General features: G+C 62.8%; 19 protein-coding genes. 6 read left to right on the top strand and 13 right to left on the bottom strand.

Going from position 1 to position 20,260, the window contains the following annotated elements; all coding sequences use genetic code 11:
* Positions 1–168 precede the first annotated feature (168 nt).
* The gene (locus C722_RS0122005; RefSeq protein ID WP_017642575.1) at positions 169–2,112 is read left to right on the top strand and encodes an integrase arm-type DNA-binding domain-containing protein; all 1,944 of its coding nucleotides are present in this window, start codon (positions 169–171) and stop codon (positions 2,110–2,112) included.
* A 48-nt stretch (positions 2,113–2,160) separates the two neighbouring features.
* Here C722_RS0122005 and C722_RS0122000 read toward each other — a convergent pair whose 3' ends face one another.
* Complete coding sequence (locus C722_RS0122000; protein ID WP_023110687.1) at positions 2,161–2,802, bottom strand: substrate-binding domain-containing protein; 642 nt, start codon at positions 2,800–2,802, stop codon at positions 2,161–2,163.
* 110 nt (positions 2,803–2,912) lie between these two features.
* Between C722_RS0122000 and C722_RS0121995 the strand changes: the two genes are divergently transcribed.
* On the top strand, positions 2,913–3,206 hold the full coding sequence (locus C722_RS0121995) for a helix-turn-helix domain-containing protein (RefSeq protein ID WP_003821173.1): 294 nt from the start codon (positions 2,913–2,915) through the stop codon (positions 3,204–3,206).
* 26 nt (positions 3,207–3,232) lie between these two features.
* Here C722_RS0121995 and C722_RS0121990 read toward each other — a convergent pair whose 3' ends face one another.
* Positions 3,233–4,126, bottom strand: coding sequence for a LysR family transcriptional regulator (locus C722_RS0121990; RefSeq protein ID WP_003821171.1), 894 nt, complete (start codon positions 4,124–4,126; stop codon positions 3,233–3,235).
* A gap of 320 nt (positions 4,127–4,446) precedes the next feature.
* Positions 4,447–5,535, bottom strand: coding sequence for a 4-hydroxyphenylpyruvate dioxygenase (gene hppD, locus C722_RS0121985; RefSeq protein ID WP_017642572.1), 1,089 nt, complete (start codon positions 5,533–5,535; stop codon positions 4,447–4,449).
* Between the two features lie 131 nt (positions 5,536–5,666).
* Here hppD and C722_RS0121980 point away from each other — a divergent pair, with 131 nt between their 5' ends.
* Positions 5,667–6,149, top strand: coding sequence for an Lrp/AsnC family transcriptional regulator (locus C722_RS0121980; RefSeq protein WP_026084024.1), 483 nt, complete (start codon positions 5,667–5,669; stop codon positions 6,147–6,149).
* Between the two features lie 100 nt (positions 6,150–6,249).
* Complete coding sequence (locus C722_RS0121975; protein WP_003821167.1) at positions 6,250–6,444, top strand: heavy-metal-associated domain-containing protein; 195 nt, start codon at positions 6,250–6,252, stop codon at positions 6,442–6,444.
* A 74-nt stretch (positions 6,445–6,518) separates the two neighbouring features.
* Here C722_RS0121975 and C722_RS0121970 read toward each other — a convergent pair whose 3' ends face one another.
* The 4 genes from C722_RS0121970 to C722_RS0121955 form a co-directional block, all read right to left on the bottom strand.
* Positions 6,519–7,277, bottom strand: coding sequence for a MauE/DoxX family redox-associated membrane protein (locus C722_RS0121970; protein ID WP_017642570.1), 759 nt, complete (start codon positions 7,275–7,277; stop codon positions 6,519–6,521).
* 223 nt (positions 7,278–7,500) lie between these two features.
* On the bottom strand, positions 7,501–7,839 hold the full coding sequence (fdx, locus tag C722_RS0121965; RefSeq protein ID WP_003821165.1) for an ISC system 2Fe-2S type ferredoxin: 339 nt from the start codon (positions 7,837–7,839) through the stop codon (positions 7,501–7,503).
* Positions 7,840–7,854: 15 nt separating this feature from the next.
* On the bottom strand, positions 7,855–8,334 hold the full coding sequence (gene cueR / locus C722_RS0121960; protein ID WP_003821164.1) for a Cu(I)-responsive transcriptional regulator: 480 nt from the start codon (positions 8,332–8,334) through the stop codon (positions 7,855–7,857).
* A 15-nt stretch (positions 8,335–8,349) separates the two neighbouring features.
* Positions 8,350–10,845: a heavy metal translocating P-type ATPase gene (locus C722_RS0121955; RefSeq protein ID WP_026084023.1), complete on the bottom strand. Its 2,496-nt coding sequence runs from the start codon at positions 10,843–10,845 to the stop codon at positions 8,350–8,352.
* Positions 10,846–11,080: 235 nt separating this feature from the next.
* Here C722_RS0121955 and C722_RS0121950 point away from each other — a divergent pair, with 235 nt between their 5' ends.
* Positions 11,081–11,437, top strand: coding sequence for a metalloregulator ArsR/SmtB family transcription factor (locus C722_RS0121950; protein ID WP_015912826.1), 357 nt, complete (start codon positions 11,081–11,083; stop codon positions 11,435–11,437).
* Between the two features lie 109 nt (positions 11,438–11,546).
* Here the strand turns inward: C722_RS0121950 and lpdA are convergent, their stop codons facing one another.
* The 6 genes from lpdA to C722_RS0121920 all read right to left on the bottom strand — a co-directional run bounded on the left by lpdA (position 11,547) and on the right by C722_RS0121920 (position 19,601).
* Complete coding sequence (gene lpdA / locus C722_RS0121945) at positions 11,547–12,974, bottom strand: dihydrolipoyl dehydrogenase (RefSeq protein WP_026084022.1); 1,428 nt, start codon at positions 12,972–12,974, stop codon at positions 11,547–11,549.
* 105 nt (positions 12,975–13,079) lie between these two features.
* Positions 13,080–13,478: a hypothetical protein gene (locus C722_RS0121940; RefSeq protein WP_015912828.1), complete on the bottom strand. Its 399-nt coding sequence runs from the start codon at positions 13,476–13,478 to the stop codon at positions 13,080–13,082.
* A 53-nt stretch (positions 13,479–13,531) separates the two neighbouring features.
* Positions 13,532–16,678, bottom strand: coding sequence for an efflux RND transporter permease subunit (locus tag C722_RS0121935; RefSeq protein ID WP_017642568.1), 3,147 nt, complete (start codon positions 16,676–16,678; stop codon positions 13,532–13,534).
* 13 nt (positions 16,679–16,691) lie between these two features.
* Complete coding sequence (locus C722_RS0121930) at positions 16,692–17,807, bottom strand: efflux RND transporter periplasmic adaptor subunit (RefSeq protein ID WP_026084021.1); 1,116 nt, start codon at positions 17,805–17,807, stop codon at positions 16,692–16,694.
* Positions 17,804–18,355: a hypothetical protein gene (locus tag C722_RS0121925; protein WP_015912829.1), complete on the bottom strand. Its 552-nt coding sequence runs from the start codon at positions 18,353–18,355 to the stop codon at positions 17,804–17,806. Before C722_RS0121925 ends, C722_RS0121930 begins: the two co-directional genes overlap by 4 nt.
* Before the next feature lie 34 nt (positions 18,356–18,389).
* The gene (locus C722_RS0121920) at positions 18,390–19,601 is read right to left on the bottom strand and encodes a TolC family protein (RefSeq protein ID WP_223656232.1); all 1,212 of its coding nucleotides are present in this window, start codon (positions 19,599–19,601) and stop codon (positions 18,390–18,392) included.
* Positions 19,602–20,001: 400 nt separating this feature from the next.
* On the opposite strand from C722_RS0121920, the gene C722_RS0121915 reads away from it, so the two are divergent.
* Entirely contained in the window at positions 20,002–20,259 is a 258-nt protein-coding gene (locus C722_RS0121915; protein ID WP_003821156.1) for a metal-sensing transcriptional repressor, read from the top strand.
* Position 20,260: the final 1 nt, after the last annotated feature.

Here is a 20,260-nt window from a genome sequence, read left to right as displayed (position 1 = left end):
GCCCTTTTTCCATTCCAGCGAGCGCCACGGAAATCCACCCACAGCTACCGTTTTTGAGTGACCAATTGAGGCACAAGAATACGGGTGGGACGGCTACCGGATAGTTGCTGGGGCTGAGCGGGAACCATGACGAGCATAGGGCCTAAGTCATTACTTAGGAGCCTCGAAATGGCACTCTCTGATCTGACCGTCCGGCAGGCAAGAACCACCGGAAAACGCTACACCCTCTCCGATAATGACTGCCTGGGCCTGATGGTCTCTGCTGCAGGCGGTAAGTCGTGGATGTTTCGCTACTACTGGCTGGGCAAGCAAAAACGTATGTCCCTGGGCGGATATCCTGCCCTCAGCTTGCGCGAGGCCCGCGCCGAGCGGGATAAGGCCCAAGCCCTGCTTGCCAGGGGGGTTGATCCGCAAATCGAGCGTGACCAGCGCCGGCACGCGGCCAAATTGGCGGGTGAATACACCTTTAGGAACGTTTTTGATGCCTGGGTCGAGCATCGCCGCAAGGAACTCAAGGAAGGCCGCCAGAGCACCCTGTCGCAGATTCTGCGCATCTTCAACAAGGACGTGCTGCCCGCCTTAGGGAAGATGTCGATCTACGACATTCGCCGCCCTCAGCTCCTGGGAGTTCTGGCGGCGATCGAGAAGCGCAAAGCGTTCACCACCGCCGAGAAGGTTCGCACCTGGTTCAACCAGATGTTCCGCTATGCCTTGGTCGTTGCCGAGGGCTTGGAGGTCAACCCTGCTGCTGACCTGGATGTGGTGGCCGAACCCAAGCCCCCGGTGACCCACAATCCCTATCTGCACCTGCCCGAGATGCCCGAGTTCCTTCAGAAGCTTCGGCTCTACACCCCCCGCGGCTGGCAGACCCAGCTTGGTGTGCGGCTGCTGTTGTTAACTGGGGTGCGGACGGGCGAATTGCGGCTGGCCGAGCCTGAGCAGTTCGACCTCGACCGCGGCTTGTGGATCATCCCGCCACAATTCGTCAAGCAGCTCCAGGACGAAATGCGCAAGGCCGGTAAGCGGCCGCAGGACGTGCCGCCCTACATCGTGCCCCTCTCTCTGCAGGCCATCGAGATCGTGCGCTATCTTCTGAGCGCGATGCGGCCGGCGCAGAAGTACTTGTTGGCTCATACCAGCGAACTCAAGAAGCGCATCAGCGAAAATACGCTGAACAAGGCCTTGCAGCTCATGGGTTACGAGGGGCGCCTGACCGGGCACGGCATCCGCGGCACCATCTCGACGGCGCTCAACGAAATCGGCTATCCGAAAATTTGGGTGGATGCACAGCTATCGCACTCCGACCCCAACAAGGTCAGCTCGGCCTACAACCACGCCAAATACGTGGAGCCGAGGCGCCGGATGATGCAGGACTGGGCCGATCGCCTCGACCTGCTCGAACAGGGCGAGGTAGAAGCTGCGAGCGCACACCTGACCATCCGCATCGATGGGGTGCCTGCGATGGCAGAAGTGGAAGAGGCGGTGGGTGCGGCCCCCATCGTGGCCGAGCCCCCTGTGCCCGGCGTGCAGTCCCTTGTCGCAACGCCCATTGTCGTCACTTCGAGCAGCGGCGGAATCACGTTCCGGAGACTGTCGCATCTGCCGCCGCCTCCGGTGCATGTCCCAGAGCCGGAAGTGTCCGCGATCCAGCGCGAGCGCGAGGAAATGCTGGCTATCTATGAGTCGCCGAACAGCCTGCCGGTCCCGTTGTTCGGCAAGCTGGCCGGGAAGTCCAAGGACCAGATCAACCGCGAACTGAAAGCCGGAAAGTTGCTGGCTATCAGCCTTGGCAATCGGGGACAGCGTGTTCCGGACTGGCAACTGGTGCCGCTCAAACACAGGCTGGCCCAGGTGCTCATGAACCAGTGCCCGCACGCGGATTCTTGGGGACTTTACCGCATGCTGACCCAGCCGCACCCTGACCTGGGCGATCGCGCCGCCATCGATGCGGTCACGCCGACCAACGTGCCGGCGATCGTACGGGTCATCATGGGCGACTACCAGCATCACGAGGATGTGCCCAAGGCCGTCGCCCCGCAGCCCGTCCCGGAAGATGTGCGGCAGAGCGTTCGTAGGCTAGTGGACAGCGCTGTGGTGATCGAGGGAACCTAATCCACGGGTCAGCCTATGGCCGGGATGACGCTTCCGGCCGTAGGCCCATCACCTTGCACCTTCCCCAGCAATCTGTAGCGCTCTACGCTCGAACCGCTTGGCAGCAGAATCGGCTTGCGCGTGGGGCCGTTGGAGGTACGTCACGATATTGTAGGGGCCATCGGCGAGCGGTCGCATGCCGATCCCCCATTGATGGGCACGCTCGATGCGCGATTGCGCGCATACGCCGATGCCGTAGCCGGATGAGACCCACAGCGCCATCATCTCGAATGAAGTTGCAGACAGGATGTTCTCTTGGTCCACTGGCATGAGGGAGGCCAACCTCTCGTCCAGCAAGGGGCAAGCCTCCACCCGCCAGCGATAGATTGGATAATCCTGAAGATCTGAGATGGTGAGCTTCGCCTGGTTAACTAAGCGGGACCGCGGTGGTATCGCAACGGCCATGCTTTCGCACCATAGCCTCCGGCTACTCGTCAGGTGATCCCCCGCACCGCTAAGAGATAGTCCCGCGTCGTAGCGGCCCTCCTGCAGGCCCGTCATCAACTCTTGATCCGAAACTTCACGCACGGCCATCGCGACGCCCGGCTCCTGCGCTCGCTGCAGTGCAAGCAGCGCCGACAGCCGTGAAGACGGTACACCTGGCGCTATGGCGAGTGTGAAATTCGGGGGCGGACTGATGACGTCATGCATGGATACCCCCAAAGAGGCGGCGGGAGGGGATCGAAAAGATCTACCGACATCATACTAAAGAGATATCTTTAACGTGGTTAAAGATCAGTGATTCCATGACGCTTCTGCGAATGCAGAAGCGCACTATTCGGCCTGGACGGCCCGCCGGAGTAACCACCTATGAGTCCGCACCGGCGTTGGCGTTCGGGCAAGCGGTGCGAGCCGCTCGCCTGGATCAGGGGATTGCTCAGGATGAGTTCGCGGGCTTGGCGGGGATCGCGCGTTCGCACATGGGCAAGATTGAGCGCGGCGAGCACATGCCGACACTCGCTCTCATTCTAAAAATTTCCCTGGCTCTCAAGATCAGCTCGGCCGAACTGATGACGGCCACGGAGCGCAACCTCTACCTTCAGGGCGATGCGTGACGCCGGGTGTGGCGCAGGCGCCGTAGCTAATCGCTCTTTGGCGAACGCAAACGCTCGATGAAGCGCTCTACGGGAACGGATAGTCCGCTACCGCCTTCGGGCCGAAGCAGGTAGGTGATGATGACGGCCGAATCGAGCGCCAACGGCCGGATCACCACGTCGGGACGTTGGCATACCGCGATTCGGGTCGCCGTTGCGAAGCCGATGCCGTAACCAGCTCCGACCAACGTGAGCATCATGTCCAGCGACGAGACATGCTCAACGATGGTGGACTCGCGCTCCAGGGGATGTAGCAGCCGGGTCAATTCGCGGCAGTAGCCCTCGCAAAGCTGCGGATCGCACATCACCAGCGGGTAACTCACGAGTTCACGTAGCGACACTTCCTTGTGGGCCAGCAACGGGTGCCGGATCGGCAAGGTCACCACCAGCGGGTCCTGCCAGATGGGCTCCGTCACCAGTCCGTCGCCGACGTCCGCAGTGTGTGCGAAACCGATCGCGAAGTCGCCGGATCGCAGCCCCCGCAACTGTTCCGCCAGGGTGACCTCGGAGAGCCGTATTTCGATCTCCGGCTCCTCCTGGCGGCACAGGGCAAGAAGTGCAGACAGCCGCGGGTCGATGGCGCCATCGGAGATGGCGATGCGCACGCTGCCTCTTAGGCCTGCGGCGATCGCCCTGACGTTTTCTCGTGCCTGCTCCAGGTTGGTGAACAGCCGGCGAATGTCCTGAAGGAAGGTGGTACCCGCTGGCGTCAACCGCGTTCCCCGCCGATCGCGGTCAAAGAGCAGCACCCCCAGTTCGTCTTCCAATTCCTTGATCGTGCGGGACAGCGGCGGCTGCTCGATGTGCAAGCGCTCCGCAGCACGGGTGAAATGCAGCTCTTCGGCGAGAGCCACGAAGCAGCGCAAATGACGAAGTTCCATGGGCACGTCCTTCAGCAATCCTGGTCATTGGGTTGGCCACGGCGCATTGCTGCCGAAGTGCGCTTAGAGGGGGCGAGGTAGTGCTGGGTCCCTCTTCAGGGCGAGGAAAAAGGCCATCGGTGTATCTGAATAAGAATACATATGTTCATGTATTAACTCAAGTCAAGAGTGGTAGCAACTGTTTCGGAACGTGACGCCGAACCCAACCCGCTCAATGCTTGAGCGGCTAAGGCCGTACTGACGCCAAAGTAGCGCGAGCCCACAGAGGGGCTCGCGAGATGTAGGACCGAAGGCGCTCTGCCTTCATGGAAAAGCCCAAATCAGGCCGGGTTGATTTCCAACGAGCCACGGTTGATCTGGTCGCGTTCCATCGACTCGAACAAGGCGCCGAAGTTTCCTTCGCCGAAGCCCTCGCGGTAGTTGCCCTTGCGCTCGATGAACTCGAAGAACACCGGGCCAAGCAGCGGCTCGGAGAATATCTGCAGCAGCAGGCGGGGCTGGCCGCCTTCGGTCGTGCCGTCGAGCAGAATGCCGCGCGCCTGCAACTCGGGCACGGGCTGGCCATGGCCGGGCAGGCGCTTTTCCAAGTTTGCGTAATAGATGTCGTTGGGGGCGGTCAGCAGCGGGATACCGGCCATCTGCACGCGGTCGAGCGCATCGAGTAGGTTGTCGCACAGCAGGGCGATGTGCTGGATGCCCTCGCCGCTGAACTGCATCAAGAATTCCTCAATCTGGCCGCCGCCCTGGCGTGCTTCCTCGTTCAGCGGGATGCGGATCAGGCCGTCCGGCGCGCTCATCGCCTTGGAAGCCAGGCCGGTGTACTCGCCGTTGATGTCGAAGTAGCGGATCTCCTGGAAGTTGAAGAACTTCGTGTAGAAGTCGGCCCAGTACGTCATGCGGCCGCGATAGACGTTGTGTGTGAGGTGATCGACGATCGAGAAGCCGTGGCCTTTGGGACGGCGATCCACACCGGGTAGGAATTCGAAGTCGATGTCGTAGATGGACTTGCCGTCCTCGAAGCGATCGATCAGGTGCAGCGGCGCGCCGCCGATGCCCTTGATCGCCGGTAGGCGCAACTCCATCGGGCCAGTGGGAATGTCCATCGGCTGCGCGCCCAGCTCCAGCGCGCGGTGGTAGGCCTTGTGCGAATCCTTGACGCGGAACGCCAGCCCGCAGGGGCTGGGGCCGTGCTCGCCCGCGAAATACGCCGCCTGGCTTTTAGGCTCGCGGTTGACGATGAAGTTGATGTCGCCCTGGCGGTAGAGCGATACGTCCTTGGAGCGATGCCGGGCCACCTCGGTGAAGCCGAGCTTCTCGAACAGCGGCTCCAGCACGCCGGGCGTCGGCGAGGCGAACTCGACGAATTCAAAGCCGCACAGGCCCATCGGGTTGTCAAAAAGGTCGGTCATCAGGGGTGTCTCTCTTGGGTTTGGGGTGGAAATCTGGACACCCTAGATGGTAAGAAAAAGCCCGCACATCATTTCTGCAAAATCAATTGCAAATAGACTTCTTGATGCCTGATTCCTGCGTGGTGAAAGAAATGAGCACAGAAATAGTCCTTGATGGTACGGATAGACGCCTTATTGATGCATTGCAACGCAATGGAAGGTCCACCTTCGACGAACTGGCCGAACACGCAAGCCTGTCGTCCTCGGCCACGCTGAGGCGGGTGCGCCGCCTCGAAGAGGCTGGCGTCATCGCCGGCTATGTGGCCCTGGTGCACCCCGAACGCATCGGCCTCACCCTCACGGCCTACCTGAACGTGCGCCTCGAAAAGCACTCTGATTCGCACAAGCGCAACCCCATGGACGTGTTCCGCGCGTCGGTTCAGAACTGGCCCGAGGTGGTGGAGTGCCACGCGCTGACCGGCGACATGGACTACCTGTTGCTGGTGGTCGTCAGAGATATGGCCCACTACTCCCGCTTCGTGCTCGATACGCTGCTCAAGCACCCCAGCGTGCAAGACTGCAAGACCAGCTTCGTGCTGGACCGCGTGAAGAGCACCACGGCCTTGCCCCTATGAACATTCGGCAGGTTGGTGTGGCGGGGATGCAAATAGCGCTTGACCTTCCAACCGTGGCAAGGATCAAACTTTAAGCATCCCAACCCGAAAGGAGTTTTCCATGCAATTCCATCTCGAAGACATGACCTGCGGCGGCTGCGCCCGCACTGTGACGAAAACGATCCAAACGATCGACCCCAACGCCAAGATCGTTACGGACCCGCCGACCCGCCGTGTCGAGGTCCAGACCTCGGCCTCGCAAGAGCAGATCGCCGCGGCCCTGAGCGAAGCTGGCTTCCCGCCGCGCGCGCAGTAACACCGCGTCGTGGCCGGCATGCACACAGGACGGCCGATGCGAGCACGTGCGCTGCGCCATATCTGGCGCGGCGCTCAGTGCATCCCAAGGTAGGCGACCTTGGCCCACATCCACAGGGCCATCGCCACCATCATCAGGTTCTCGGTCAGGGACACGAAGTCCAGCGGCACGTTGCTGTCCCCGCCCACGCAGGCGCACTTGAGTTCCCGGCGATCGACATAGACCGCCTTGAAAACCGACACGGCCCCGACGGTCCCGATGAACAGCGCCAACGGAATCGACACCCACATCCCCACGCCCGCGACCATCAGGACGCCTGCGATGGCCTCCGCGAACGGGTAGAAATAGGCATACCGAACCCAGCGCTTGGCCAGCAGGTCGTAGTTGAGGAACATCGTCGCGAAGCCGTCCACGTCCTTGAGCTTCTGCAGCGCCAGGAGACACATGGCAAAGGCCACGAGCCACTCTGCCGCCTGAATGCTCCAGAGCTGGCCGAAGGCCGCCCAGCTCGCCGCCAGCGCCATCGCGGCCGCCATGGCGAACAGCGCGATCACAGGGGTGTAGGTCACGGCGTTCTTGTCCTTCACGGACATGCCGAAGAATTTGCGTAGGTCGTCGTAGCCGCCCACGCGCCGCCCGTTTATGAAGACCTGGGGCGTGGTCTCGACGCCATGCTCCTTCTTGAACGCATCCGTCTGCTCGCGGCTCGCCAAGTGTTTGTCCTCGACCTCGTAGCCCTTGCGTTTGAGCAGATCGAGCGACTTCAGCCCGTAGGGGCAGGTATGGCCGGGCATGACCATTCGGTAGAGCGTGGCTAGCTTGGGCGCAGACATGCAGGACTTCTCCTGTGTGACTTTCCATGGGCCGGCCGTCACGGATTTAAGGACGTTGATGACCTTTCCAGCCTAACCGACGACCGTGCAAAGGGAGTGTAGACACCTGGCTCGCGGGTTGGTCTGGCCCACGGGTTGGTTATCTGGCTGCAATGCCGTCAGTCCTCCATCTGCCAGAGCAACCCTGCCGCAGGCCGGTGCGCCTGAGGCAGCACGCAGGCTCCTAGTGGTTCTCCTTGGCATGGTTGATCGTGTACTTGGGGATCTCGACGGTCAGGTCTTCGGTCGCAACGATGGCCTGGCAGCTCAGCCGCGACTGCGCCTCCAGTCCCCAGGCCCGGTCGAGCAGATCATCCTCGCACTCCTCGACTTCGTTTAGAGAATTAAACCCCTTGCGCACGATGCAGTGACAGGTCGTGCAGGCACAGCTCATGTCGCAGGCATGCTCGATCTCGATGCCGTTGTCCAGCAGGGCCTCGCAGATCGAAGTGCCTGCTGGCACGTTCAGTTCGGCTCCCTCGGGAGCCAGTTCAGGATGGGGCAAGACTGTGATTTTGGGCATATCTCTCCTGGCTGCTCAGTGCGCACGCGGCTTTTTTCCTGCTGCGTTGGCTCGCGCGCGGCGCGGCACTGCGCCAGTGCGCGCTTCGGGCTTGTTGTCACTGGTATCGGGCTGCTCCAGCGTGTGCAGGATCGGGCAGTCGGGCCGTTCGTCGCCGGCGCAACACCGGATCAGCGCCTTGAGCGTCGCGGCCATCTCCAGCATGCTCTCGATGCGCCGGTCCAACTCGTCGATGTGTTGCTGGGCCAGACGCTTTACATCAGCACTCTGGCGCGACTTGTCATTCCACAGTCCCAGCAAGTCCGTGATCTCGGCTACCGAGAAGCCGAGGTCGCGCGAACGCCGGATGAAATGCAACCGGTGAACGTCGTCCTGGGTATAGGCGCGGTAGCCCGAATCGGTGCGGTCAGCCGGAGGGATCAGACCGATTTGCTCGTAGTAGCGGATCATTTTGGCCGAGACCTTCGAGGCCTTGGATGCTTCACCGATGTTCATGGTGTTCCTCCTTTCTCAATGAGCGGTATCCGCCGCCAGCGGCGGCTGGAAGCGGCGCAGGCGCAGCGCGTTTCCGAGCACGAACACGCTGGACAGCGCCATCGCGCCAGCCGCGAAGATCGGCGACAACAGCACACCGTATGCGGGGTACAGGACGCCAGCGGCCACCGGGATCAGGGCCGTGTTGTAGCCAAACGCCCAGAACAGGTTCTGGCGGATGTTGCCGATGGTCGCCTTGGACAGCGCGATGGCGTTGGGCACGCCCTGCAGGTTGCCCGACATCAGCACTACGTCGGCCGACTCCACCGCCACGTCGGTGCCGGTGCCGATGGCCAGGCCCACGTCGGCCTCGGCCAGCGCCGGGGCGTCGTTGATGCCGTCGCCCACGTAGGCGATCTGGCCGTGGCTGGCTTTCAGCCGGCGCACGGCTTCGACCTTGCCCTCGGGCAGCACTTCGGCCACCACCTCGTCGATGCCCAGTTGCTTGGCGATGGCCTGCGCGGTACGCGCGTTGTCGCCGGTGATCATCGCCACCTTCAGGCCGAGCTGGTGCAGCGCGGCAATGGCCGCGGGCGTGCTGGACTTGATCGGATCGGCCACCGCGATGATGGCGGCCAGCCGGCCGTCGATCGAGGCGTACAGCGGCGACTTGCCCTCGTTGCCTAGGCGCTCGGCCGTGCGAGCGAAGCCGCCCACGTCCAACCCCAGCTCACGCATGAAGCGATCGGCACCGACCTCGACACGCGCGCCGTCCACGGTGGCGCGCACGCCCATGCCCGTGACCGAATCGAAGTCTGTCATCGTCGGCAGCGCGATGCCACCTTCCACGGCCGACTCGACGATGGCGCGTGCGATCGGATGCTCCGAGCGCGATTCCACGGCGGCGACCTTCGCCAGCACCTGGTTGCGGTCAAAGCCGTCGGCAATCTCCAGGTCGGTCAGGACCGGGCGGCCCTCGGTCAGCGTGCCGGTCTTGTCCACGGCCACCACCTTGGCGTCCTTGAGCAGTTGCAGGGCTTCACCCTTGCGGAACAGCACGCCCATCTCAGCGCCCCGGCCCGTGCCGACCATGATGGAGGTCGGCGTCGCCAGACCCATGGCGCACGGGCAGGCAATGATCAGCACCGCCACGGCATTGACCAGCGCGAAGGACAGCGCGGGCGACGGGCCGAACACCAGCCAGACCAGGAAGGTCAGCACGGCGGCCAGCATGACGGCGGGCACGAACCACAGCGTCACCTTGTCCACCACGGCCTGGATCGGCAGCTTGGAACCTTGCGCCTGCTCGACCATGCGGATGATCTGCGCCAGCATGGTCTGACCGCCCACGGCGGTGGCACGCAGCGTCAGCGCACCCTTCTGGTTGACGGTGCCGCCGACCACGGTGCTGCCTTCCGCCTTTTCGACGGGAATCGGCTCGCCGGTGATCATCGACTCGTCCACGAAGCTGCGGCCCTCGGTCACTTCACCATCGACCGGCACGCGCTCGCCGGGGCGCACTTCCACGATGTCGCCCTGCGCCACGTCGTTGATCGGGATGTCCACGATGCGGCCGTCGCGCAGCACGTGCGCCTCCTTGGCCTGTAGGCCGACCAGGCGCTTGATGGCCTCGGAGGTGCGGCCCTTGGCCCGTGCCTCAAGAAAGCGGCCCAGCAGGATCAGCGCCACGATGACGGCGGCCGCCTCGTAGTACACGTTCACCGTGCCGGCCGGCAGCAGACTGGGCGCGAACGTGGCGACCATCGAATAGCCGAAGGCCGCGGCCGTGCCGACCGCGACCAGCGAGTTCATGTCGGGACCCAGGCGGAACAGCGCCGGGAAGCCCTTCTCGTAGAAGCGCCAGCCCGGAATGGCGAGCACCAGCAGGGTCAGCACGAACTGCAGATACCAGCTCTGCTGGATGCCGATGGTGGAAGCCACCCACTCGTGCATGCCGGGAATCATGTGCGAGCCCATTTCGAGCACGAACACAGGCAGCGCCAGCACGGCGGCCAGGGTCAGGTCGCGCTTGAGTTCGGCGCGCTCGGCGTCCTTTTTCTCGGCGGCTTCCTCGTCGGCCTGCATGCTGGTATCGACAGGGCTGGCCTCGTAGCCGACCTTATCGACAGCCGCGATTAGATCCTGCACGGATGCCACACCACGCACGGTAGCGCGCTCGGTCGCCAGATTGACCACAGCCTCAGTGACGCCCGGCACCGCCTTGAGCGCCTTCTCGACGCGGCCCACGCACGAAGCGCAGGTCATGCCTCCGATCGCCAGCTCGATGGTGCCCTGAGGCACGTCGTACCCTACCTTCTCGATCGCCTGGATCAGCGCCATGCGATCGACAGCACGGTTCAGGCGAATGTCCGCTCGCTCGGTGGCGAGATTGACAGACACGCTTGCCACGCCCTCGACCTTGGCAAGGGCGGCCTCGACTCGGCCGACACAGCTTGCGCAGGTCATGCCCTCGATGGGCAGGCTGATTGCCGCTGCTTGGGCGCCAGCACTACTCGTTGTTGCCATGCTCATGGTGTGCTTCCCATAGTTGAAATTCGACATGGAGGGAGCTTAGGGTTTACCATCGTGGGAAGGTCAAGCGCTTTTTCGGATGCTGTCAGGTTTCAGAAATGACCCGGTGCACGGGGAACGGAGGCCTTGCCTGCCAGGCTCGCACTGGTTCTTTGCTGCGCGCGCCTAAGCGGCCGCTGCCTTGTTAATTCTGAAGGGCGAAAACAGCCATTCGAGGTTAGGAAATATTTTAAAAATGAATACAAGTAAGCCATTCAGTACCCCACCGAAGGGTCCCAGCGCCGATTTGGAATCGCTGTCACAGAATGACGTGACCATCTTGGCTGAGACATTCCGCCTCCTGGGTGACCCGTCCCGGCTGAGAATCATGCTGTGCTGCATGAAAGGCTCTTCCTCGGTCGGGGACATCGCTGAAACCCTCGAACTCTCGCAGTCGCTGGTGAGCCACCACCTGCGGCTGCTGCGCGGTGCTCGCCTGGTCAAGGGCGTGCGCCAAGCCAAACAGATCTTCTATGAGGTGGCGGACAAGCACGTGAACCAGGTGCTGCTGGATATGGCCACCCACATCGCGGAAGACCACAACGACGAGTAACTGTTGGGCATAGCATGCCGTTGCGGCGTGGCCTACGTTCCATGGCGATATGCGCCCCACCGCCCGCAGCTGCGTTCGGTGAGGTGGTTTGGATGCCGCTTCCGATCAATCAGAAGTTGAGCGCGCGCTTGTCCACGGCCAGCGAGGCCTCTTTGAACGTCTCGGAGAGGGTCGGATGGGCAAAGCAGATGCGGGCGATGTCTTCGCTGCTGGCCTTGAACGCCATGGCGATCACGGCCTCGGCCACCAGTTCACTGGCCTGCGGGCCGACCACATGCACGCCGAGTATCTCATCAGTGGCAGGATCGGCGATCACCTTGACGAGGCCCGGCGTGTCGCCCAGCGCACGCGCGCGGCCATTGGCCATGAACGGGAAGGAACCGATTCGATAGGCGGTGCCCTGCTCTTTGAGCTGCTGCTCGGTGCGGCCTACCCAGGCAATCTCTGGGCTGGTGTAGATGACGTTGGGGATCGTATTGAAATCGACGTGACCGTGCTGGCCGGCAATGCGCTCGGCCACTGCGACACCTTCCTCTTCCGCCTTGTGCGCCAACATCGGGCCACGCACCACGTCACCGATGGCCCAGATGCCGGGCACACTGGTGCGGCATTCATCGTCCACCAGCACGGCGCCGCGCTCATCCAGTTGGAGTCCCACGGCGGCCGGATTCAGGCCTTCGGTGTTGGGCACACGGCCGATAGCCACGATCACTTTGTCTGCCTGCAAGGACTGCGTCTGGCCCTGGCTGTCGGTGTAGTGAATAGTCACGCCAGCCTCGGTTGCATTGACTTCGCGAACCTTCGCACCTAGTTCGATCTTCAGGCCTTGCTTGTCGAACGCCTTCTTCGCCTCCTTGGCGATGGCTTGGTCGACGATTGGCAGGAAGCTGGGCAAGCCTTCGAGGATCGTGACATCCGCCCCCAGGCGGCGCCAAACGGAGCCCAGCTCCAGGCCGATCACGCCGGCACCGATGACGGCCAACCGATCGGGCACGGCCGCGATGTCCAGCGCGCCGTCGTTGGAGAGCACGACCCGCTCATCGAACGGTAGGTTGGGGAGTGGCCGCACGTTGGAGCCTGTGGCAACGATGATCTGCTTGCCCACCAAGGTAACAGCCTCATCGGCGGCGACGCTCACCTCGAAGCCACCATCGACAGTCCTGGTGAAAGACGCCAGGCCGTTGAAAAACTGGACCTTGTTTTTGCGGAACAGATAAAGGATGCCTTCGTTGCTGGACTTCACGACCTGATTCTTACGTTCCAACATCGTGGTCACATCCATGCGCAGATCACCCGTGGAGATGCCGTGCGTGCCAAAGTGGTGCTTGGCTTGTTCAAAGTTCTCTGACGACTGCAGTAGCGCTTTCGAAGGGATACAACCGATGTTGTTGCAGGTGCCGCCAGGTGCTGGCTTTCCGTCCTTGTTCTTCCAGGCATCTACACAAGCGACCTTCATGCCTAATTGGGCAGCGCGAATGGCCGCGATGTATCCGCCTGGGCCGGCACCGATAACAATGACGTCGAAATGCATGTCCATGATTTACATCTCCAAAGTTTTTGAGGAAATAGTGAGCGCCTATGTCGCGCCTTTTGTCAGGTGGTCGCCAGATTACAGCTCGTTCCCTGACGATCACGTTGAACACTACGGCAGAACGAACCGGGCGCTCGCGGTATTGCCCCCACGTTCGACTTGGACGACGGCCTTCGTGCCCTTGGCTGCGGCGAAGGTCCCGCTGCCTTCGAGGCGGCTTCCGTCCGCGGCAGGCGTGAGTTGCACCTCCTGCTTTTGTGAGCCGGTCAACAGTGTGAGCTTGGCTTTGGTGTTGCTTACATTGACCTGCTTGCCGTGGTCGCGCAGGTAGAGTTGCGCTGCTGCGGGCTGAACGACCAACTCGTAGTCCACGTCCCGGACTTCGGTCACGACGCCACCATGCAGCGGCTTGTGGTCATGCGCGTGGTCATGGTCGCCTGCGGCGAAGGCGGTGACGGATGCCAGGGCGAGGGCGGTGCCAGCCGTGAGGGAACGAAATCGAACAGACATGAAAGCTCCTATAGGGTTACGGTGGTTGAAATCGGGTGACAGAAGGCGTTGCATCAGAATGCCCCCGCGTCGCGGTCGTCCAGCAGGCGTTCGGCAGGCTTGCGGCCGAACAGCCAGAACATGGCGGGTGTAAGGAAGGTGTCTAGCAGCGTGGAGCTGACCAGCCCCGAGAAGATCACCACCGCGACGGGGTGCAGGATCTCAGTACCGGGTCGGGACGCCTCGAACAGCAGCGGGGCCAGCGCGAAGGCCGTGACCAGCGCGGTCATCAGAACCGGGGAAAGCCGTTCGAGCGAGCCACGCACGATCATCTTCTGGTCGAAGTCCTCGCCCTCCATGCGCATGAGGTTGAGGTAGTGGCTCACCTTCAGGATGCCGTTGCGCACAGAAATACCCGCGAGCGTGATGAAGCCGACCAGGGCGGCCACGGACAACGGCTGGCCAGACAGCCACAGCCCCAACACGGCGCCGACCAGGGCCAATGGAATGTTCACCATGATGAGCGCTGATAGGACGACCGACTTGTAGCGCGTGTACAACACCACGAACATGAGCGTCAGGGAGACGATGGACAGCAGGCCCACCAGTCGCGAGGCTTCCTCTTGTGCCTGGAACTGGCCGCCCAGCGTGATGAAGTAGCCTTCGGGCAAGCGCACTTCTTGGACGACGCTGCGTATGTCGGCCACTACTTCGGACAGCGGCCGTCCCTGAGCGTTGGCCGACAAAACTATGCGTCGACGGCCATCGTCGCGGCTGACCTGGTTGGGGCCGTCGCTGTCTTCGATGGTGGCAAGGCGCGACAACGGGACCCGACCCATGGGCGTGTCGATGAGGATGCGGCTCAAGCCCTCAATCGACCGCGCCTGCTCGGGCAGGCGAACCACCAGCGCGAAGCGGCGGTTGCCCTCGATGACCTCGGTGATCTTTTCGCCTTCGACCAGGCTTTGCAGCGTGGACAGAATTTGCGGTGCGGCCACGCCGTAGCGTCCCGCCGCCGCATAATCCACGCGGATTTTGATCTGCGGCGCTAGGACCTGCTTTTCGATCTCCAGGTCAGCAAGCCCCGGAATTCCGGCCAGCTTGGCGCGCAGCAGATCCGCCTGCCCGCGCAGGACGTCCAGGTCCTCGCCGAACACCTTGATGGCGATCTGCGAGCGCACCCCCGACAACATGTGGTCGATGCGGTGCGAGATCGGCTGGCCAATGCCGATGGAGCCGGGCAAGTGAGCCAGACGCGAACGGATGTCGGCGGTGATCTCCTCCATGGAGCGCTTTAGCTCCGAGGCGGGCAGCAGGCCCACGTCCAGCTCGCTGACATGCACGCCTTCGGCATGCTCGTCCAGCTCGGCCCGTCCGCTGCGCCGGCCCACGTGCTGCACCTCTGGCACCTGCGCGACCAGCAGCTCGGCTTGCTGGGCAAGCGCCGAAGATTCGGCCAGCGTCACACCGGGATTCAGGCGCAGGCCCACCAGCAACGTTCCTTCATTGAACGGGGGCAGGAACGTGGTCGGGAAGAATGGCACCGCGGCGACAGCCAGTGTGACAGCCACAGCGGCCATGCCAAGGGCGGCACGCGGCCGCTGCAAGACCCGCTGCAGGCCGCCCTGATAGCGCGTCTTCAACCAGGCTAGAAGCCGAGTGTCGCCATGGTCCAGCGTCCTCATCTTGGGCAGCAGGTAGTACGAAAGCACCGGAGTGACCGTCACAGAGACCAGCAGCGAGGCCAGCGTGGAGACGATGAAGGCGATGCCCAGCGGCACGAACAAGCGCCCCTCCATCCCCGGCAGCGCGAACAGGGGCAGGAACACCAGCACAATGATCATCGTGGCGTAGAGAATCGCCGAGCGAACCTCCATCGAGGCCCTGGCAACGATGACCAGGGGCGTCAGCCGGTTCTCAGGGTGGCGGGTGCGGTCCTCCTTGAGCCGCCGCATGATGTTCTCCACATCGACCACAGCATCGTCCACGAGACCGCCGATGGCGATCGCCAGCCCACCGAGCGTCATGGTGTTGATTGATAGGCCGAAATAGTGGAACACCAGCCCGGTCACGAAGATCGAGGCAGGAATCGCGGTCAACGCGATCACCAGGGGGCGCAAAGTGCCCAGGAAGAAGAACAGGATCACCGCCACGAAGACCGATGCGCCGATGAGCTTGCCTTGCAGCGTGCTGATGGACGCCTCGATGAAGTTGGCTTGTCGGAAGGTCACCTGTGGCTCGGCCATGCCAGCCGGCAGTGAGCCCTTCATGTCCGCCAACGCTGACTCGATCGAGCGGGTCAGTGCAATCGTATCGGCCGTGGGCTGCTTTTGGATGCCCAGGATCACGGCTGGCAGGCCCTCGAAGCCCGCATCGCCGCGCTTGATGGCTGGCGCAAACTGAACATCGGCGACCTGGTGGAGCAGGATGGGTTGGCCCGCACGCACCGCGAGAGGCAGGTTACGCAGGTCGTCGAGTCGGGACGTGCGGCCCAGGTTGCGGATCAGGTACTCGCGGCCATTGATCTCCAGGAAGCCGCCGGAAGTGTTCGCGGAGAAGCCCTTGAGAGCCGCATCCAGATCGGACGCAGTCACGCCCAGCTCTGACATTCGCGTGGTGTTGGGCTGGACCTGGAACTGACGGACCTCGCCTCCGATCGGGATGACTTGGGCAACACCAGGTATGGCCATCAGCCGGGGGCGTAGCACCCAGTCCGCGTACTCGCGAGTGTCCATGGCCGACAGCGGCGGGGCTGCGTTCTTCTGCCCTGAGGGCTTGGCACCGATGGGGATTGCAATCTGCATGATCTCGCCCATCACTGAGCTGATTGGCCCCATAGTGGGCGTCACGCCCGGGGCTAGCCCTTCCTCCATGGACGTCAGGCGTTCGGAGACCATCTGGCGCGCCCGGAAGATGTCGGTCTTCCAGTCAAATGTCACGTAGATGAAGGAAAGCCCGGCGCTGGAGACCGAGCGCACGCTTTCGACGCTGGGCAGGCCGTTCATGGCCGTTTCGAGCGGGAACGTGATGAGTTGCTCGACTTCTTCGGCAGCCATGCCGCCAGCCTCCGTCATGAGAGTGACGGTCGGCTTGTTGAGATCGGGAAAGACATCTACCGGCGTGCGCGTCAGGGTGAACGCGCCATACGCCATCAGCACCAGCGCCCCGATGATGACCAGGAGCCGGTTTCGTAAGCTATTTTCGAGAAGCCACTTGAACATGGAATGGTGCCCCTCAACGAACTTGATTGATCAGGGACGCGCCCTCGACAACCACGCGGTCGCCGTCCGCCAGGCCCGAAGTGACAGCGATGGATGCACCATCCAAAGGAGTGATGTTCACGACACGCGGCTCGAAGCGCTCGGCCTGGTCTTTGACCCAGACGATGTTCTGGTTGGCAGGGTTCTTCATCAGCGCACCGGAAGGCACGCGGTAGCCAGGTACCGTCGTCGCCTCTTGCACGAAGACCACCACCGGCATACCGACCGCCAAGCGCGAGAGGCTTTCGCTGGTGCCCTTGAACAGCATGGGCAGGGCCTGCTCGCGCAGGCTGCTGGCGGCACCGACGAAGCTCAGCGGCACCTTCTGACCGCCTACTGCGAGTGCAGCACCGGCCAGGTTCTGTGCCATTGCCGGATCGTAGGCAAGCGCCTCGATGCGCAGTTGGGTCGGATCGACCACCTCAAACACCAGTTCGCGCGCATCCACGACCTGCCCGGCAACTGCGGGGCTGGATGCGATGACGCCGCTGACTGGGGCCTTCAGTACGTCCCTGCCGGCGAGGCCCCCGCTCAAGGCGCGGGCGCGTTCGGTCAGGCTGTTCACTTCGCTTTCGGCTGCTTCGATCTCCTTGCGGGGCACGGTCTCCGACAGCTCGCGCAGCCGGGCCAAGCGCTTCTGCGCGAGCGCTTGGCCCGCACGCAGCTCGGCAACCTGGGCCATCTGGCCTGAGCGCTCCAGCACACCGCTGGCCGGTTCGATGTAAGCCAGCACCTGGCCCTTGCGCACGGATTGGCCGATCTGCGGCAGACCATCCGGCCCGGGCACCAGCCGGCCAATTACCATTGCCTGGACCTTGCCGCCTGTCGTCGGGTCCATGATTACTTTGCCAGCCAGTTCATGGCTGCGGGCCAAGGGCTCCTGCTTGATCAGCTGGGTGCGTACACCGATCTGACGTTGCGACGGTTTCGGAAGAAACACGCTGCCATCAGGCTGGCGCTGGGGGCCATTGGAAGACGCAGCCGGCGCTTCGTCGCCGTGGTCATGGCCGTCGTGAGCGAACGCGGGAGCAGCCAGAGCCAATGCAGCCGCCATGGCCGTCGTCATTAGGAAACGGAAGTTGCGCTTCATGCTGCACCTCGCAGTGCACCGTTGGTGCGTGTACGTCTGCGCAGCGCCCACGCTAGGACACCGACGCCGAGGACTGCGGCACCGCCACCTAGTACGACCACACGGCCGGATGCGACGGCATGCTCGTGTTCGGCGTCTTCGCTATGAACATCGAGAACGCCCGTCAACAGGTCCGATTGGCCCTGCGCAGTAATAGTGGCCATGATTGAGGTCTCGCCATCGGATAGCGGCTCAGTCAGATCGGCCTCGAACTCTCCAACCCCGTGTGAGCTGACCTTTACCTGTTGACCACCCAGCTCGAGGGTCAGCTCGCCATCGGTCACCGGCCGGTTGTCGGCAGCATGGTCGAGGTAGAGTGTGAGACGCTGGCCGTTCAGCACACCCACCAGTTCGAAGTCATCGGAAACTGCGGCAAAGCGCGGAAGCGCGGCCGCTGCGGGGGCAGGAGCGGCTTCGCCATGGTCATGGCCGTCGCCGGCCCACGTTGCGCTACTGCCAAGCAGGAGGCTGGACAAGGCAGCTGCACGCCAGAAAGAGGATTGCGACATTTCTAAGGTTCCAGGATGGTTGAGCGCGCGCCGATCAGCGCGTGCCGGAGATGTCAGTGAAAGTCTCGGTCGGCTGCGGCAGCGTGCCTTGTGCCTGCAACAGGGACGAGATGGCCGCGGCATGCTCCACCTTGGCGAGCAGCGCCGCGCGCTCGGCCTCGGTGGCCTCCTGCTCGATGCGAAGGCGTGTCGGCATGTCCGTCTCGCCCATCGCGAACGACTTTTGGTAGAAGGTGCGCGTTTGTTGGGCTAGTCGCTGGCGCTCCGAAGCGGCCTGCATCTGGGTGCTGGTTGCCAGTTCGCGCGATTGGGCAGTTCGAATTTCCGAGAGTAGCCGGGTGCGCTGGGCCGCGAGTGCCGACTCAGCCTCCAGTGCCTGCGCATTGGCGCTGGACAATTGCTCGGTATGACGGCTACCCGTACCGAAGGGAATGCGCACACCCACCGTGATCGTCTGGTTGTAGCGTTCGCCGTAGCCGCCCCGATCCCGCGTGGTCGCCAGGGTCAGTTCGGGGTTGGCGTACTTCTGATGGGACACCAGTTCCGCAGAGCGGCGGGCCGCCAGCGCCTTGTGCTGCAGTTCCAGCAGCGCAGGGTGGTTACCCAACAACGCGCCGGACGGCTGTGCCGATGCCGGTTGAACTCGGACACCTGACTGCTCCGGCTGCGCGGAATCGGCCTGCGACGGGATACTCTCGATGCCGGTCAGTGCCAACAACGCCTCGCGCTGCGTGATTTCTTCGGCCTGAGCAATGGCCAGGGCACTACGAGCCGACGCCAAGGCGCCATCGGCCTGGTTTCTGTCGGCTTGCGCCAGGTCGCCCGCGCGAACCCGGCGAGCCACATCTTGCGCCAACTCGTCCGCGCTGCGGGTGCGATCCTGCGCCGCCACCAATTCGGCCTGGGCACGCTGCCATGCCCACCATGCCTGGCGAACCTGTCCGGCCGTGCGTAGCTTGGCGGCCAGCATCCGGCTGGATAGCGCGAGGCTTTCCGCGTCCGCCCAGCGTGCCGACGAGGCGCGCTCACCAGGCATCCAAAGGGGAATAGCCACCCCGACTTCATATTCGCGCTGTCCGTTGCGGTTGTTGAACCGATCAGTTTTGGTGGAGGCTTCCAGCGCCATCGGACCTGCCACCCAACTGCCGGCCGTCTCTTGGCGTGCTTGGGCGGCCTGCTGCCAGGCGCCTTCTCCAGCGGCTTCTGGCTGCCGCTGCCAAGCTGACTCCCACAATTGGGCGACCATGTGGCTGTCTGGTCTGGATGGGACGTGAGGGGCGGCTACTGGCTGGGCTAGCACGGTGCCGGCCCAAAGCGTGGATACCGCCCATATCCATCCCTTGCGTATGTCTTTGCGAAGCATTCAATTCTCCATCGGTGTTGCATCAGTACTTACCCCCGGCTGGGTGTTCTCTTTCCGAGCAAGTGCTTGTCGTTGAAAAGCCACTGTTCACTGGCTTAGATATGAACAATTGTATATCTATTTATATGAATGGGAAAGAAAACCTTACATCCTTTGAGCACCAATCGCCTTAGAGAGGGCGTCGGGCGCAAGACATCGAGAGGCGAGGTGGGGCTAATCCACTGCGCAAACAGCTATGCAGACTCCTTGAGCATATCCCCCGGGGGGGGGATATGATTGCTGCATGAAAGAGATGCACAAGCACACCAGCCACCCAGATCTCGTGAAACGGCTCAAGCGCGCCGAGGGTCATCTGCGACACGTCATCGGGATGATCGAAGGAGAAGAAACCTGCCTGGACATCGCTCGCCAGCTCGCTGCGGTGGAGAGCGCCGTCACAGCGGCCAAGCGCGTCCTGATCCATGACCACATCGACCACTGCCTATCTCATGATGAGGACTCCGTTCTAGCCGAAATGAAGGCGCTAACCAGACTGCTCTGAG

The organism is Pseudomonas sp. 313 (assembly GCF_000316965.1).
Classification (GTDB): Bacteria; Pseudomonadota; Gammaproteobacteria; order Pseudomonadales; family Pseudomonadaceae; genus Chryseomonas; species Chryseomonas benzopyrenica.
Note: the sequence above shows the minus strand (reverse complement) of the source record. Positions and strands in the feature narration are given on the sequence as shown.

Excerpts from the sequence above, each read along its gene's own strand:
- C722_RS0122005 (WP_017642575.1), top strand. The coding sequence starts at position 169 with ATGGCACTCTCTGATCTGACCGTCCGGCAGGCAAGAACCACCGGAAAA.
- C722_RS0122000 (WP_023110687.1), bottom strand. The coding sequence starts at position 2,802 with ATGCATGACGTCATCAGTCCGCCCCCGAATTTCACACTCGCCATAGCG.
- C722_RS0121995 (WP_003821173.1), top strand. The coding sequence starts at position 2,913 with ATGCAGAAGCGCACTATTCGGCCTGGACGGCCCGCCGGAGTAACCACC.
- C722_RS0121990 (WP_003821171.1), bottom strand. The coding sequence starts at position 4,126 with ATGGAACTTCGTCATTTGCGCTGCTTCGTGGCTCTCGCCGAAGAGCTG.
- hppD (WP_017642572.1), bottom strand. The coding sequence starts at position 5,535 with ATGACCGACCTTTTTGACAACCCGATGGGCCTGTGCGGCTTTGAATTC.
- C722_RS0121980 (WP_026084024.1), top strand. The coding sequence starts at position 5,667 with ATGAGCACAGAAATAGTCCTTGATGGTACGGATAGACGCCTTATTGAT.
- C722_RS0121975 (WP_003821167.1), top strand. The coding sequence starts at position 6,250 with ATGCAATTCCATCTCGAAGACATGACCTGCGGCGGCTGCGCCCGCACT.
- C722_RS0121970 (WP_017642570.1), bottom strand. The coding sequence starts at position 7,277 with ATGTCTGCGCCCAAGCTAGCCACGCTCTACCGAATGGTCATGCCCGGC.
- fdx (WP_003821165.1), bottom strand. The coding sequence starts at position 7,839 with ATGCCCAAAATCACAGTCTTGCCCCATCCTGAACTGGCTCCCGAGGGA.
- cueR (WP_003821164.1), bottom strand. The coding sequence starts at position 8,334 with ATGAACATCGGTGAAGCATCCAAGGCCTCGAAGGTCTCGGCCAAAATG.
- C722_RS0121955 (WP_026084023.1), bottom strand. The coding sequence starts at position 10,845 with ATGAGCATGGCAACAACGAGTAGTGCTGGCGCCCAAGCAGCGGCAATC.
- C722_RS0121950 (WP_015912826.1), top strand. The coding sequence starts at position 11,081 with ATGAATACAAGTAAGCCATTCAGTACCCCACCGAAGGGTCCCAGCGCC.
- lpdA (WP_026084022.1), bottom strand. The coding sequence starts at position 12,974 with ATGGACATGCATTTCGACGTCATTGTTATCGGTGCCGGCCCAGGCGGA.
- C722_RS0121940 (WP_015912828.1), bottom strand. The coding sequence starts at position 13,478 with ATGTCTGTTCGATTTCGTTCCCTCACGGCTGGCACCGCCCTCGCCCTG.
- C722_RS0121935 (WP_017642568.1), bottom strand. The coding sequence starts at position 16,678 with ATGTTCAAGTGGCTTCTCGAAAATAGCTTACGAAACCGGCTCCTGGTC.
- C722_RS0121930 (WP_026084021.1), bottom strand. The coding sequence starts at position 17,807 with ATGAAGCGCAACTTCCGTTTCCTAATGACGACGGCCATGGCGGCTGCA.
- C722_RS0121925 (WP_015912829.1), bottom strand. The coding sequence starts at position 18,355 with ATGTCGCAATCCTCTTTCTGGCGTGCAGCTGCCTTGTCCAGCCTCCTG.
- C722_RS0121920 (WP_223656232.1), bottom strand. The coding sequence starts at position 19,601 with ATGGTCGCCCAATTGTGGGAGTCAGCTTGGCAGCGGCAGCCAGAAGCC.
- C722_RS0121915 (WP_003821156.1), top strand. The coding sequence starts at position 20,002 with ATGAAAGAGATGCACAAGCACACCAGCCACCCAGATCTCGTGAAACGG.